The sequence below is a fragment of the Streptomyces sp. NPDC002886 genome (assembly GCF_042888445.1).
Lineage (GTDB): Bacteria > Actinomycetota > Actinomycetes > Streptomycetales > Streptomycetaceae > Streptomyces.
The window spans coordinates 58,729-73,827 of sequence record NZ_JBIAPV010000016.1 but is presented as its reverse complement, the minus strand read 5'-3'; the positions used below and the strand labels follow the sequence as shown (position 1 = coordinate 73,827).

Below are 15,099 nucleotides of genomic sequence, written 5' to 3'. Positions count from 1 at the left end.
GGGGCGGGGCGGGGCGAGGGCGAAGTGGGTGGGCCTACGGGCCCGGCTCAGCGGTGGTCGGCCGTGGCGAGGGCGGTGCTCAGCAGAGCGGCGGCCCGGCTGCTGTGCGGCGGCCGCATCAGCCCGTAGTGGTCGGTGGCGATGTCGTGGCGGGTGAAGCCGGCCGCGGCCCGTCCGGCCCACCGGTCGGCGGCGTTTTCGCGGCCCCCGGTGCGGGTCTGGAGGAACAGGACCGGGCAGGGGGCGGCCGGCGGTTCGTACGCGGCGGCGGCGCGGATCCCCGTACGGAACACCGCGTAGTGCCGGGCGAGGTCCCGCGGGTCCAGTCCGGGCGCGAAGCCCTCGCGTTCCACCTGTTCGGTGAGGACGGCGAGGCGGGCCGTGGTGCCGGTGACGCCCCGCAGCTCGCCGCGCAGGGCCGACACGCCCTCGTCGGACGGGTCGAAGCCGGCGGAGCGGGCCAGGTCCTCGTGGAACCACTCCAGCAGGTCGCACTCGTCCGCGGGGACGTGGGCGGGCTCCGGGTGGCCGGTGTCCAGCAGGGCGAGGGTCGCCACCTCCTGCCCGGCGGCGCTCAGCCGGACGGCCATTTCGTAGGCGAGGAGCCCGCCGAAGGACCAGCCGGCCAGGTGGTAGGGGCCTTCGGGCCGGATCCGGCGCAGGGCTTCCACGTGGACCGCGGCCAGCTCCTCGACGGTGGCCTCGGACACCGGGTCGGGGGCGGTGAGCCCGGGCGCCGTCAGGCCGAACACCGGTCGGCCGGGGTCCAGTTCGGCGGCCAGGGCCCGGTAGCAGAAGACGTTTCCGCCGATCGGGTGCACGAGGAAGAGGGGGTCGAGCGTGCCCTCGGGCCGGATGCGGACCACCGGGTCGGGTGCCGCCCCGGCGTGGCGGCCGCGCAGCAGGCCGGCCTGCCGGGCGACGGTCGGGTGTTCCATGACGGCCGAGACGCCGAGCCGTTCGCCGAAGGCCTGGTTGATCCGGCCGATCAGGCGCAGGGCGTCGATGGAGTGCCCGCCGGACTCGAAGAAGTCGTCGTGGACGCCGACCGGGCCGGCGGCCAGGAGCCGCTCCCAGATCTCGGCGAGGCGGGATTCGAGTGCGTCGCGGGGCGGGGTCGGGTCCACGCCGCCGCGCAGGTCGGCGGGGTCCGGGTCGGGCAGGGCGGCGCGGTCCAGTTTGCCGTTGGCGGTCAGCGGGAGGGTCTCCAGGGACACCCAGGCGGACGGGACCATGTACGCGGGGAGCCGTTCGCGGGCGTGGGCGGCCAGGTCACCGGGGTCGGGTGCGGCGATGGTGCCCGGTCCGGCCGACTCGGGGACGAAGTAGCCGACGAGGCGTTCGCCGCGGGGCAGGACGGCGCAGTCGCGGACGCCGGGGTGTTCGGCGAGGACCGCTTCGATCTCCCCCGGCTCGACGCGGAAGCCGCGGATCTTGAGCTGGTGGTCGGTGCGGCCCGCGTACTCCAGGGCGCCGTCGGGGCGGTGCCGGGCCAGGTCGCCGGTCCGGTAGAGGCGGCGGGTGACGCCGTCGGGGCCGGTGTGCTCGATGAAGCGCTCGGCCGTCAGTTCCGGTCGGCCGTGGTAGCCGTCGGCGAGGCCGACGCCTTCGAGGAAGAGTTCTCCGGTGACGCCGAGGGGGACCTCGGCGAGGCGCCGGTCCAGGACGTGGGTGCGCATGTTGGCGATGGGCCGGCCGATGGGCACGGTGTCGCCGCCGTCGGGCCGGCACTGCCAGTACGTGACGTCGACGGCCGCCTCGGTGGGCCCGTAGAGGTTGTGCAGTTCCACTCCGGGCAGCCGCTCGAAGAACCTGCGCTGCACCTCGTACGGGAGGGCCTCGCCGCTGCACACCACCCGGGTGAGGCCCGCCGCACCGGTCACGGCGGCGGGGTCGTCGAGGAAGACGCTGAGCATCGACGGGACGAAGTGCACCGTGCTGACGCCCTCGTCGTGGATCAGAGCGGCGAGGTAGGCGGGGTCGCGCTGGCCGCCCGGTCGGGCGAGGACCAGGGTGGCGCCGGTGAGCAGCGGCCAGAAGAGCTCCCACACGGAGACGTCGAAGGTGTACGGCGTCTTGTGGAGCACCCGCTCCCCCGGTGTCAGGCCGTACTCGTCCTGCATCCACAGCAGCCGGTTGGCGATGGCGCGGTGGGAGACCACGACGCCCTTGGGCTTGCCGGTGGATCCCGAGGTGAAGATCATGTACGCCGGGTCGGCGGGGCCTGGGCCGGGGCCCGTGCCGGGACCGGAGGCGTCCACGGCGCCGCTCGGGGTGGCCGTCGGGGCGGCCGGGGCGTCCTGAGGGGCGTCCCGAGGGCCGCCCTGAGGGCCGTCCTGAGGGCCGTCCTGAGGGCCGTCCTGAGGCCGTACGACGGTGACCCCGGAGCCCTCCAGCCGGTCCGCCCACCCTCCGTCGGTGACGACCAGGCCGATGCCCGCTTCGGCGAGCAGGGACCGCACGCGCGGCGCCGGGTGCTCCGGGTCGAGCGGGACGTAGGCGGCGCCGGACCTCAGGACGGCGAGCAGGACGACGGGCAGGGCGAGGGAGCGTTCCATCAGCAGGCCGACGAAGGTACCGGGGCCGGCGCCCCGTTCGCGCAGGACCGCGCACAGCCGGTCGGCCTCGGTGCCGAGGGCGCGGTAGGTCAGTTCCGCGCCCTCGAAGCGGACGGCGGGGGCGTCGGGGGTCCGGTCCAGCTGCTCATCGATCAGCCGGGTCAGGACGTGCGGCCGCGCGTAGGGGACGGCGGTCCGGTTCCACTCGGCGTAGCGGCGGTGCTCGGCCTCCGGGAGCAGGTCGGCGGCAGTGCAGTCGCGGTCCGGGGCCTCGGACAGGTCGCACAGGGCAGCCCGGTAGGCGGCGTGCGCGCTCTCCATCTGTTCCTCGGAGAACTGGGCGGCGTCGAAGCGCAGGCCGAGTTCGAGCAGGGAGCCGTCGGGGCTGCGGGAGAACTCGGCGCCGAAGGCGAAGTCGGTGCCGGCCTCCCCGGTCTCCTCCAGCACGGTGAAGGTCCCACCGGTGGGCCCGTCCTGCTCCACGTGGAAGTGGGTGTAGTTGAAGAAGGTCTCGAAGAGCGGGCCTCCCCCGGACAGGCGCTGGATCTCGGCGAGCGGGAAGCGCCGGTACGCGTGCAGTTCGGCCTCCAGCTCGGCGACGTGCGCGACGAGGCCGCGCCAGTGCGTCCCGGTGACCTCGACGCTCAGCGGCAGGGTGTTCAGGAAGGCACCGACGACCTTGTCCCCGTCGGTCTCCTCGGCCCGCCCGTTGTGGACCACTCCGGTGGTGACCGCGTCGCCACCGCCCAGCAGGGCCATGACCCGCAGGTGGGCGGCGAGCAGGACCGTGCGCAGCGGTACGCCGCACTCGGCGGCCAGGGTGGTCAGCCGGGCGTGCAGCCCCTGCGGGAGCGGCGCGAGGTACCAGGACATGCGGGCGGGTCCGCCGTTGGCCGCCGGGCGCGCCAGCCGGGTCTCGGGGGCGTCGGCGGCCTTGCCGGTCCAGAACGCGCGCTGCCCGGGGTCGGCCAGGGCCGCTCGTTCGAGGGCGACGAAGGTGGCGAACCGGGAGCGGGGGCCCGCATCCGGGGAAGGGCCCTGCCCGGGGGTGCGGGCGGCGAGCGCCTCGGTGTAGCAGGAGGCCAGTTCGGTCAGGAGCGAGCGTTCGCTCCAGCCGTCCAGGACGGCGTGGTGCTCGGCGACGAACAGGCGGAGCCGGGTGTCCGAGAGCCGCTGCACGTGGAAGCGGATGAGCGGGGGGCGCTCCCAGGCGAAGGGCCGGTCGCGCTCCGCGGCGTAGCGGGCGGCGACGGCGGTGTCCTGCGCCTCGGGGTCGAGGCCGTACAGGTCTTCGAAGGTGATCTCCGGACGGGCGCCGCGGTGCACGAGCTGGAGGGGTTCGGTGAATCCGTGCGGGTCGAAGGAGGTGCGCAGCATCTCGTGCCGGGCGGCGAGGACGTCGATGGTGGTCCGCCAGGCGGCTTCGGAGAAGGCCGCCTCGACCAGGTAGGAGGCCACGTTGTGGTAGACGCGCCCGCCGGCCGACGGCAGGTCGCTGTGGTAGAGCATGCCGGCCTGGAGCCGGGTCATCGGGTAGGCGTCCTCCAGCCCCCCGGGCAGGGCGGTGCGGTCCTCGGGGGTGAGCAGCGCGAACGGCTCGTACGGGGCCGCGCCGTCGGGCGCCGGCGCCGGCCGGGTCACCACGGGGGCGAGCGCGCGGGCCGACTGGCGGCGCATGAGGTCGGCGACGGTGAGGTCGAAGCCGCGTTCCCGGATCCTGGCGAGCGCCTGGAGGGAGCGGATGGAGTCCCCGCCGAGGGCGAACCAGTTGTCGAGGGCGCCCACCCGTTCGTGCCCGAGGACCTGCGCGAAGACCTCGGTGAGCGCGGTCTCGACCGGCCCGCGGGGTGCTTCGTAGGCTGCCGTGGGGGTCCGTGCGACCGTCCCGGGGGCGGGCAGGCGGCGGCGGTCGGTCTTGCCGTTGGCGGTCAGCGGGAAGGCGGGCAGGGTGACGAACGCGCCGGGGATCATGTAGCCGGGCAGTCGCCGCTCGAGGTGGGCGCGCAGCTCCTCCACGGTGGGACCGGCGCCGTCCTCGGCCCCGGTCACGGCGAGGTAGCCGACGAGGACGTCGGTCCCCGCGGGATCCGGTGCGACGAGCGCGACCGCGGCGTCGACGCGGGGGTGGGCGGCCAGGGCCGCCTCCACCTCGCCGAGTTCTATCCGGAAGCCGCGCAGTTTGACCTGGTGGTCGATGCGGCCCAGGTACTCGAGGTCCCCGTCGGGCAGGGCGCGCGCCAGGTCGCCGGTGCGGTACAGCCGCTCGCCGGCCGAGAGCCCGGCGGGGGCGTCGGCCACGCGGCCGGCCGTACCGTCGGCGGGCACGGTGGGGAAGCGCTCGGCGGTGAGTTCGGGCCGCCGCAGGTAGCCGCGGGCCAGGCCCGCGCCGGCGACGTACAGCTCCCCGACGGCTCCGCGCGGGACGGTCCGGCCGCGTGCGTCGAGCAGGTGCAGGCGCAGGTCGGGGATGGGCACGCCGATGACGCTGCCGCGGCCCTCCTCGGCGTCGCGGGCGGTCAGCGGACGGTAGGTGACGTGCACCGTGGTCTCGGTGATGCCGTACATGTTGACCAGGCGGGGTGCGCTGTCGCCGTGCCGGGCGAACCAGCCGGCGAGGGCCGCGACGTCGAGGGCCTCCCCGCCGAAGACGACGTGCCGCAGGCTCAGTCCGGACCCGGTCGCACCGGCCGTGCGGTGGCGTTCCTCGTCGGCACGGGCCAACTGGTAGAAGGCGGAGGGGGTCTGGTTGAGCACGGTGACGCGTTCCGCGCGCAGCAGCCGGTGGAACTCCTCGGGCGAGCGGCTCGTCCCGTACGGGACCACGACGAGGCGGCCGCCATGGGCGAGGGCTCCCCAGAGCTCCCACACGGAGAAGTCGAAGGCGATGGAGTGGAAGAGGGTCCACACGTCCTCGGGACCGAAGCCGAACCAGTGGTCGGTGGCGGAGAACAGCCGGGTGACGTTGGAGTGGGGCACGAGGGTGCCCTTGGGCAGGCCGGTGGAGCCGGAGGTGTAGATGACGTAGGCCAGATGGTCCGGGGTCACACCGGTCTGCGGGGCGGTGTCCGGTTGGGCGGCCAGGAGCGGGGCGTCGGCGAGCAGGTCGACGGTGTGCAGGGCGGCGGGCACGGCGGCGGAGTGCGGGTCGGCGGGATCGGGGACGGCGCCGGGGGTGTCCCACAGATCCCGGGTGGCGGTGGTTCCGACGACATGCGCGAGGCGGGCGTCGCCGATGATGTGGCGCAGCCGCTCGGGCGGGTTGTCGGGGTCCAGCGGGAGGTAGGCGCCGCCGGCCTTGAGGATGCCGAGCAGGCCGACGACGAGGTCGGCGGAGCGGGGCAGGCACAGTCCGACGAGGGTGTCGGGGCCCACTCCGAGGGCGCGCAGCCGGTGGGCGAGCCGGTTGGCCCGGGTGTCGAGCTCACGGTAGGTGAGGGACGCGCCCTCGTGGACGAGGGCGACGGCGTCGGGGGTGCGGGCGGCGTGGTCCGCGAAGAGCTCGTGGACACAGCGGAGTTCACCCGGAGCCTGCGGGAGGATTCCGCGGGGCGGGCGCGGAGCATCGCCGGTGAGCGGGGATCCGATGCCGGCGCGCTCCTCACCCGACAGCATCGACAGGGATTCGATCGGCAGTTCGGGGTGTGCAGTGGCGGCGTCGAGCAGGCGGGCGAAGTGCCGGCCGAACCGCTCGATCGTATCCGCCTCGAACAGGTCGGCGCGGTACTCCAGCCGGCAGCTCGTCGCCCCGCCGCTGCGGACGACGTCGAAGGTGAGGTCGAACTTGGCCGTCCCGGCGGGCCCTTCGAGCATCCGGACCTTCGGTCCGGGCAGACCGTCGGTCATGCCGTCCTCGTCGTGCAAGCCGAACATGACGTGGAACAGCGGCGCGTCCTCACCCGTACGCCCCGGCGCGATCCGGTCGACGACCCGCTCGAAGGGCAGGTCCTGGTGGTCCTGGGCGTCGAGCACGGTGTCCCGTACGCGTTCGAGGTGGATCCGGAACGCCGGGTTGCCGGACAGGTCCGCGCGGATCACCAGCGTGTTGACGAACAGGCCGACCGTGTCCTGGAACTCCTTGCGGTTGCGGCCCGCCACCGGCGTCCCCACGAGCACGTCGTCGGTGCCCGTGTACCGGCCCAGCACGATCTGGAAGGCCGCCAGCATCAGCATGTAGGGAGTGCTGTGCGTGTCGCGGCACAGGCGCTCCATTCGGGCGAGCACCGGGTCCGGCACGTCGAAGGAGTGCAGCGCCGCCGCGCCGGGCGCCGCTCCTGCCCCGGGTCGGCCGTCCCGGGGCAGGGGTGCGTCGGGCAGCTCGCCACCCAACTGCGCCTCCCAGTGGGCGAGCTGGCGCCGGGCGGTCTCGCCGCCGAGCCATTCCTCCTGCCATTCGGAGAAATCGGCGTACTGGTACTCCGGGCCCTCCTCGGCCGGCTCCGACAGCGGACCGTCGGCGCGCCGGGCGTACGCGGCGAGGAGTTCACGGGCGAGGATCCCGACGGACCAGCCGTCGGCGACGATGTGGTGCATGGCGAGGGCGAGGACGGCGCCGTCGGGAGTGTGCAGCAGGGCCGCGCGGAAGAGCGGTCCGGCCTCCAAGTCGAAGGGCCGCCGGTGTTCGGCGGCCATCCATTCCTCGACGTCCCGGTCGCCGGCCGCGGTGGCCGAGGACCAGGCGAGCACGGCCCCGGTGTCGATGTGCTGCCACAACTCGCCGTCCCGCAGGACGAAGCGGGTGCGCAGCGCCTCGTGCCGGCCGATCAGTTCCTGCGCGCAGTCGCGGACCGCGGTCTCGTCCACGAGCCCTTCCAGGCCGTAGAAGACCGGCATGTGGTAGGTCGGCCGGCCCTCCTCCATCTGCTGGAGGAAGTACATGCGCTGCTGGGCTGCCGATGCGCGGAACGCGCTGAACGACGGCTCCACAGGGCGTTCGATCGGAACGTGACTGGCCAAGACAACTCCCTCGACGCCGCACCGGTGCCCGGTACGCGGCGCATGCTCCGCTTGATTGCCCTTTCAGCCTAGGAACGGTGCGGATTGGGGTGAAGTCGCCTCTTTACGGTCCCGGATTCACGTGACCGGCATCGCCTGGACGGAGACCTCGCGGCCTTGTCGGGCTCGGGTGGCACAGAGCCGTGCCGCAGGCCTGTTCAAGCCGTTTACCTGCTGGTAACTTACGACGCCGTTACCACCGGTAACGCACGACGACTGTCCCGGTGATCCACGAGACGAATCCGAGGGAACCATGCACCGCATCGCCATGGGGAAGCTGGCAGCCGCAGTTGCCACCGCTCTGGCCGTCACCGCCGCTCCGGCGGCCGCGGCCGCTCCGTCCGCCTCGTCGACGGTCACGGCGGGCGACTCGTTCTACGTGTACGACGGCAGCACGCCCCTGTCCTCGTACGCACCGGGCGCCGTCCTCAAGACCCGGACGCTGAAGTACCACGTCCTCGGCATACCGACACCGGTCACCGCGATCCAGCTGCTGTTCCGCACCGTCGACGCGCAGGGCCGCCCGTCCGCCGGGGTCACGTCGATCGTGCGCAGCCCCAACGGAGACGGCAGCAAGGCCGTTTCGTACCAGTCGTTCTACGACTCCCTCAACCCCGCGGACTCCCCTTCCCGGGCCATCGCGGGCGACGTCTCGCTCGGCGGCCTGATCGCGAACGGCGAGTCCCTCCTCCTGGTGCCGCTCCTGCTCTCGGGCTACAACGTGATCATCCCGGACAGCGAGGGTCAGAACGCCGACTTCGCGGCCGGCCCGGAGTACGGAACGAACACGCTGGACTCGATCCGGGCCGCGAGCCAGTCCCCGCAGACCGGCCTGAACTCCAACACCCGGATCGGCCTGGCCGGTTACTCGGGCGGAGCCATCGCCACCCACTGGGCGGCCGCGCTCGCGCCGGGCTACGCGCCGGACGTCGACAGGAGGCTGGTCGGATACGCGGAAGGGGGTCTGCTCGTCGATCCGGCACACAACCTCAAGTACGTCAGCGGTAGTTCCATCTGGGCCGGCGTCGCGCCCATGGCCGTCATCGGGGCCGCGCGTTCCTACGACATCGACTTCGAGCCCTACCTCAACGCCTACGGTCGACAGGTGTTCAAGGAGCTCGAACGCGGGTCGATCGTCAACGCGCTGGGCCAGTACCCGGGACTGACCTGGAAGAAGATGGTCAAGCCGGAGTACGCGAATCCGAATTCGGTTCCCCCCTTCGTCGAGGCGGTCAACAAGCTCAACCTCGGCTCGGCCGCCACACCCAGCGCTCCCGGGTTCATCGTCCAGGGCAACGGAGGCGTCCTGGAGGGCACCTTCAGCAACCTCCCGGGCATCGGAACGGGTGACGGGGTCATGGTCGCCGGCGACGTGCGCGCGCTGGTCCGGCAGTACTGCGACAAGGGCAACACCGCCATCAAGTACCGCCAGTACGAGCTGCTCAGCCATGTCGGCGCCGCCGTTCCGTGGGCACCCGCCGCCCTCGGCTGGCTGAACGACAGGTTCGCGGGCAAGACGCCCCCGTCCGACTGCGGCCGGATCCCCGCGGGCAACTCGCTCGCACCGGAGGTCCCCACGGCAAGGCCCTGACACCAGAGGGAGCTGCCCCGGCTCACCACCGGCGCTCACCCCACCGGCACGGAACCGGGAGAGCGCGGCACGGCCCGGTCAACCGGCCGGGCGGTTGGCGGGGCCCACCCCGGGGCGTCTGGCGCCGGCTCTCCAGGCGGAGGATCATCCTGTGGGCACGGGCCGCCGACCGGCGGCGGCCCGGCCGAGGGCCCGCTACGAGGGGGCCGGGGGAGGCTCGCATGACCGCCGCGGAAGAGCTCAACTGGGCAGCCCTCTTGCAGTTCGACCAGGAGCGGGGGCTGGAGGGCCGCCGGCACGACGCGGAGGCCGCCGGCCGCCGGGGCGACGCCCGGGCCAAGGCCCAGTACCTCCAAGAGGTCGCCCAGCTGGAGCTGCTGCCCAGACTTTGGGAGTTCGGAGTCCCGCTCACCGAGGAGGAGTACCAGGACGCGGGGCGGGTGCGGTCGTGGATGACCCACGAGCAGGCGGCGGCCCGTCACGAGGCCCTGTCCCGGCACCCGTCGCCGGGCTGGAGCCGGGACCCCCACATCCGGTACTTCTGGTCCCCGGACGGCCACCTCATGTACGTGACGACGGCCCGTGACGACGGCCGGTTCGTCGTCAACCACGGTTTCCTGACGCCCGGACGGGCCGACCGGCTGCGCCGGGACACGCCGCAGCTGGCGCACCTGGTGACCCTGTACGAGAGGAACCAGAAGGCGGGCCGCGGGCACGAGGGAGCCCCGGCCGGCACACCCCTCGTGGGCATCGGCATGCCGGAGCCGCTGAGGCTGTGGCGGGCCCGCGTGGAAGACGCACTGCGGCGCAGGACCGCGGAGCGGACCGCGGCCGGCGATGCCGGGTGACCGGGCGGCGGCCCGCCCCGTCACCGCTCCCCCTGCGGCGCCGGTACCGCTACGGCCGGCGGCGGCGGATCATCCGCAGCGGATCGGTCCGGTGTTGAGGTTGTATTTCACTCCGCCCCGTACCAGCGAGCCGCTCACCCGGATGCACTGCCCCGTCGAGTTGAACCAGGTGTACAACGGTCCGGCGTAGTAGTGCAGGTTGGCCGGATGCTCCTTGGGCGGATCGATGGAGTAGTCGCCGCCCTCGTCGAAGATCGCCACGGTGACGTGCGAGGCGAGGCCGTCGTAGGGACTGGACCAGAACTTCACACAGTTCTTCTTGGTCGAACCGTTCCAGTAGGTGCGCGCGTAGCCACCCCCGTCGCGCCCCGCCGGATTCTTGGCCCAGTACGTCTTGCCGTCCCAGCTTCCGCTGCACTGCTCGGCGGCGGGGGCCGCCTGTGCGGTGGGGGAGGCAACGAGACCGAGCAGCAGCGCCATGACGCCGACGCCCAGCACCTGCGGTTTGCGTAATCGCTTCTTCGGCAACTTCATTCGCATCTCCTGATGATCAGATGCCGTTGACCCGGTTTGCCCAGGCCATGCCCGGTACGCTCCGCTCCCTGCGGACCGCACGTCCGACGTTTCACGAAATCTCCACCGGGTTCACCGCGACGACGCACCGGCCGCCGCTTGTCAGGAGACTCGGAGGACGCTCTTGCCGTGGGTGGAGCCGTCGGCGAGCCGCTGTACGGCACGGGCCACGTCGGTCAGGGCGTACTCGGCGGTGACGTCCACGCGTACGTGCCCGTCGGCGACGAGGCCGAGCGCGCGGCGGGCGCTGTCGGCGAGTCGCTCCGGGTGGGTCTGGCCGAGGAGGTTGCTGTTGTAGGTCAGGAGGGATTTCCCCTGCATGAGGAGGTCGTTGGTGTTGGCCAGGACGGGTTCGTAGGTGCTGAGATTTCCGTAGGCCACCAGTCGGCCGTGCGCTGCGAGCCGCTCGAGGCCGGCTTGCCGGGTCGAGCCCCCGACCGGGTCGAGGATCACATCGAACTTCTCCTCTCCGAGCTCGGCCGGGAGGTCCTCGCGCAGCAGGACCTGGTCGTAGCCGAACTGGGCGGCGTATGCGGCCCTGGCGGTGCTGCCCGCCACTCCCACGACGCGGCCGGCGCCGGCGAGTCGGGCGAACTGGGCGGCCAGGGTGCCGACCGAGCCGGCGGCAGCGTGGACCAGCACGCTCTCGCCGGGGCGTACCCGTGAGGCCGCGTTGATCAGGTCGTATGCGGTCGGCGCACCCCAGCCAAGGCCTGCGGCGGTCCGCAGCGGCATGGCGCCGATTTCCAAGGTGAGCACGGCGGGTGCCACGGCCACCTCGGCGTAGGCGCCCGCGGTGGTCAGCGCGGCCACGGGCTCACCGATGCGGCCCGGGTCGACGCCATCGCCGACCGCGATGATGTGCCCGGATGCCTCGAAGCCGGGCACGAAGGGACGCGGCACGGGAAAGTGGCCGTCCCGGACCATGGTGTCGCCCCACTGGATCCCGGCGTAGGCGACGCGGATCGCCACCTGCCCGGGACCCGGGACGGGCTCATCGGTTTCGGCGATGCGGTAGCGGTCCTCGGTGTCGAAAAGCACAGCCTTCACTCTTACAGCCCCCTGTGTTGACTCAGTATCCTTATAGTCGAGGACCCTAGGTGTATAAGGTTCCTGAGTCAAGGCATGTACCTGTTGTTGGAGTGGGAGTCATGATGGAAGACCCGGTCGAGGATGATCTCTGCACCCGGATCAGGCGGTCCGAGCAGGCCCTGATGGCGCACCACGAGGCGGTACTGCGTACCTACGGGCTGACGATGACGCAGTACACCGTGCTGCTGACCCTCGCGCGCGAGGGCGGCATGTCCGGCGCCCAACTGGCCCGCGCCTGCGGGGTGACCCAGCAGAGCATGAGCAGCGTGCTCACCAACATGGAGACCAAGGGACTCATCCGCCGCGAGACCTCACCGGTCCACGCCAAGGTGCAGATCGCCACCCTCACGGACGAGGGCCGGGCCCTCCTGGACCGCGCCTACCAGGAGGTGATCATCCTTGAACGCGCACTCACCGATGCCTTCACACCCACCGAACACGCCGCACTGCGCGAACTCCTGGAGAGGGCCACCACCGTGCTCATCCAGCAAACCCGCCACACCACCGCCTAACCGCTCACCTGAGGCCTCACCACCACCCACTCGCGCACGCACGCATGCACGAGCCTGACCCCGCCTTGGACACCAAACGAGTGCCCCCTCCCCGCCCCGGCGGGCCTTCTGGGCAGCGCGGCGGACCGGGTCGGCGACGGTGAGGCACAGGCGCACCGCGGCCGCGGTCGCGGCCGCGGCCGACTGCGGGGCCTCAGCGAGGGATTCAGACAACGGATCGCCGGACTGCCCGGCACGCGGCACACCGCGGTCCCCATGGAGCGGGCACAGTCTGGCGAGCGCAGGGACCAGTGGGGCGACGAGAGCGCAACGAGCCCGCATGCAGTCGGAGCTGACGGGCATACGGATGACACCTTCTGGAAGGAGTCATGATGCTTGGCATTGCGGCCGCCGTGCTGTTCTTCATCAGTTTCTTGATCAACGTGGCGGAGATCTCGACGAACCACGTATTCTCGTCCGGCAATTTCATGATCCTCGGCCTCATGCTGCTCGCTCTCCACGTGGCCGGCATCGGCGGCACTTGGGCGACCCGTAGCCGACGTCGCTGAGCATCGGGAGAAGGGGGCCGCTGTCACCGACACTGGCGCCCGCACACTCCGACGGACCGGCGAGGGAACCTCCCTCGCCGGTCACCGCCGATGCGCTCACCGCAGGTCGGGCAGCAACGCCCGTCCTGCTACGCAGCCGGGGTGAATTCCACCTCGGTACCGCCGCAACCGGCCGCGACGTCCTGCGGCCTGTCCCGCTCCGCCTCGTCCACCGCCAGGCCCCAGCGGAGCTTGGTTGCGGCTCGCTCCGCGCCGTACCGGCACCACGCGTCGGGCGACGGCGGCAGCCACTGGGCCGGGTGGTGCTCGCGCAGGTCTGCCCGGAGTTGGAACATCTCCGGTAGCACGCAGCCGGCCGAGACCTGCGAGGAGATATCCGGGCCGCCGCGGTCCACACCGCCACATGTCCGTCCTGGCGCGGTCCCGTACAACAAGCCCAGACCGACCGGATCCGGCGCTGACCCGGTCGGCCTGGGCGTCCTGCGTATCGCTGCGGGGAGAACCTCGTGCCGAGCCGGGGCGTCTGAGGGTTACACCCAGGTGTAGTTCGCGTCGGTGACGGCGTCCAGTGCCGCGTTGGTGACGGCAGCGTGCGGATCGGTCAGGGCGGCGAGGGCGGGGCCGATGGGCGGGAAGATGGGCAGCTCGGCGGTCTTGCGGTAGTCGATCCACTCGATGACGCCGACCTCGTGGCTGCCGTCGGGGAGCTCGTCCAGCTCCTGTTCGGCGAGGGTCGCGCGGGTGTCGGGGGTGATGTGGAAGCGGTAGATCAGGTGGAGCTTGCGGGGCGGCCGGGTCGGGCCCGGGCGGGTCACGCGCTGGTCGACGACCCACATCAGGTCCCCGCCCACGGCTGCCGACGTATCCAGGCCGAGTTCCTCGGCGAGCTCACGGGCAAGTGCGCGGGTGAGGTCTTCGCCGTGTTCAACGTTGCCGCCGGGCGGGGTGTAGTGGGTGGAGTCGGCGCGGTCGCGGCGGATGAGGGCGACATCGTCTCCGCAGAACACCAGCGCCGCGGTCCGGATCTTGATCTTTGAGAACGGGGCGGGTGTGGCAGGGGTGTTCGTCATGGCCGCCAGTATCGCGGCGGGATCCGGGGGCCGGGCGGGCTTTGGCCCGAGGTCACCCGCCCGGAACCGGACACTGCGCCCTTTGCGGGCGCTCAGGCGGCCGGCAGGCCCGGCAGGGCGAATACCTTGCGGCCCTCCTTCCTGCCGGCGTGCTCGATCCGCCGTCCGGCCGGGTCAGCACATGACGGCGCAGCCGGCAGCCGATGGTGCGCCTCACCGGTGAGCTCGCTCACCCCTCTGCCAGGCAGCTTCGTAAGCGGCCTTCGATCCTGTGCTCGGTGTCACGTGTCCGGGCCCCTGAAGTCCTGCATTTGTGTCCACGGGCACATGACAAGAGCCTCCGCGCCGCTCAGCCCTGCGGGTCGTGCCCGACGGCCGGGTCAGGACGGGTCGCAGGGAACGTTCACGGCCGTCCGACTACCCGGACGCGAGAACCGATCCTACGAGGGCGCCCCGCCACCGACGGGCGTTCGTCCGCGGGCTCCTGACCCTGGCGGCTGCATCAACCGCCGTATCAGCCATGCCGGCTCCGGCCGGTCCCAGGCCGTCACTCCGGCGGTCCGTGGCTTCTCGGCGGAGACCAGGCGTTCGCGTCCCTCGGCCCCAAGGGAATCACAAGCCGCTGTCGATACCGGTCACGGCCGGCGGGCCGAGCGGGGCTTCAGACTGTGAGAGGCCTGCCTCCTTCAGCGCCGCCGTGACGATCCGCATGGCGTCGAGCTCCGCCTCGTACTTGTCCGGGGCCTCAACCTCGAGCCGGATGGAAAAGGTGCCGTCGTCGTTCACGCTGAGAAGGCGCAGCCCTTCGTTCTCGCTGACCTCCGTATGCCGGGACGCCAACTTCCGTTCGACGACAAAGCGCACGGAATCAGCAACGTCCGACACGAACGTGCCGGGGACCGTGATGACAAAGCTGGTCACGGCAACTCCTCACATAGGACGGATCTCCAGTGCCACCCGACTACCCCCAATTCTTCATGCCGAACTCGCACCACGCGATCCCGGTCACGCACAGGCCTGCCACTCCGCTCCCCCGGATACCTCCTGGCGGATGCTCGGCCGCCGCCACACAAAAGTCACCCAGCGTGTTTGATTGCCCGAGATTCGGTAACACCAAGTAGCTATAGGCCATCAGAAAGCACCGGAAGGCAGGACCATGGTCCTCGGTACCGTCATCATCATCGCCTCGACCCTCGCGGTCATCGCCCTCTTGGTCCTGGCGCCAAGCGTGCCCGCACGACGCAACCCCTTCCCCGGCCGCCGACGCCGGGGCCAGGCGGCACATAAACCCACCCGCGCCCCGCGACTGAACCAC

10 protein-coding genes are annotated in these 15,099 nt (G+C 72.0%); 4 read left to right on the top strand and 6 right to left on the bottom strand.

What is annotated here, in order from left to right:
* Positions 1 to 47: 47 nt before the first annotated feature.
* A complete protein-coding gene (locus ACFYYB_RS40105; protein WP_389443286.1) occupies positions 48 to 7,511 on the bottom strand; it encodes an amino acid adenylation domain-containing protein in 7,464 nt (2,487 codons plus the stop codon).
* Between the two features lie 292 nt (positions 7,512 to 7,803).
* Here ACFYYB_RS40105 and ACFYYB_RS40100 point away from each other — a divergent pair, with 292 nt between their 5' ends.
* Complete coding sequence (locus tag ACFYYB_RS40100) at positions 7,804 to 9,141, top strand: lipase family protein (protein WP_389443284.1); 1,338 nt, start codon at positions 7,804 to 7,806, stop codon at positions 9,139 to 9,141.
* Positions 9,142 to 9,362: 221 nt separating this feature from the next.
* Positions 9,363 to 9,989: a hypothetical protein gene (locus ACFYYB_RS40095; RefSeq protein WP_389443282.1), complete on the top strand. Its 627-nt coding sequence runs from the start codon at positions 9,363 to 9,365 to the stop codon at positions 9,987 to 9,989.
* 69 nt (positions 9,990 to 10,058) lie between these two features.
* Here ACFYYB_RS40095 and ACFYYB_RS40090 read toward each other — a convergent pair whose 3' ends face one another.
* Together ACFYYB_RS40090 and ACFYYB_RS40085 are read right to left on the bottom strand one after the other, a co-directional pair.
* Positions 10,059 to 10,523 (bottom strand): hypothetical protein, encoded by a 465-nt coding sequence (locus tag ACFYYB_RS40090; protein ID WP_389443280.1) that lies wholly within the window; start codon positions 10,521 to 10,523, stop codon positions 10,059 to 10,061.
* 141 nt (positions 10,524 to 10,664) lie between these two features.
* Complete coding sequence (locus ACFYYB_RS40085; RefSeq protein ID WP_389443278.1) at positions 10,665 to 11,612, bottom strand: zinc-binding alcohol dehydrogenase family protein; 948 nt, start codon at positions 11,610 to 11,612, stop codon at positions 10,665 to 10,667.
* A gap of 101 nt (positions 11,613 to 11,713) precedes the next feature.
* Between ACFYYB_RS40085 and ACFYYB_RS40080 the strand changes: the two genes are divergently transcribed.
* A complete protein-coding gene (locus tag ACFYYB_RS40080) occupies positions 11,714 to 12,166 on the top strand; it encodes a MarR family winged helix-turn-helix transcriptional regulator (RefSeq protein WP_389443276.1) in 453 nt (150 codons plus the stop codon).
* A gap of 368 nt (positions 12,167 to 12,534) precedes the next feature.
* The gene (locus ACFYYB_RS40075; protein ID WP_389443327.1) at positions 12,535 to 12,714 is read left to right on the top strand and encodes a hypothetical protein; all 180 of its coding nucleotides are present in this window, start codon (positions 12,535 to 12,537) and stop codon (positions 12,712 to 12,714) included.
* Between the two features lie 128 nt (positions 12,715 to 12,842).
* Here ACFYYB_RS40075 and ACFYYB_RS40070 read toward each other — a convergent pair whose 3' ends face one another.
* The 3 genes from ACFYYB_RS40070 to ACFYYB_RS40060 form a co-directional block, all read right to left on the bottom strand.
* Positions 12,843 to 13,049 carry a hypothetical protein gene (locus ACFYYB_RS40070; protein WP_389443274.1) on the bottom strand — a complete coding sequence of 69 codons (207 nt, stop codon included), beginning with the start codon at positions 13,047 to 13,049 and terminating at the stop codon, positions 12,843 to 12,845.
* 195 nt (positions 13,050 to 13,244) lie between these two features.
* Positions 13,245 to 13,784, bottom strand: a complete 540-nt coding sequence (locus tag ACFYYB_RS40065; protein WP_389443272.1) for an NUDIX domain-containing protein — start codon at positions 13,782 to 13,784, stop codon at positions 13,245 to 13,247.
* Positions 13,785 to 14,396: 612 nt separating this feature from the next.
* Positions 14,397 to 14,705 carry a hypothetical protein gene (locus ACFYYB_RS40060; protein WP_389443270.1) on the bottom strand — a complete coding sequence of 103 codons (309 nt, stop codon included), beginning with the start codon at positions 14,703 to 14,705 and terminating at the stop codon, positions 14,397 to 14,399.
* Between the last annotated feature and the right edge of the window lie 394 nt (positions 14,706 to 15,099).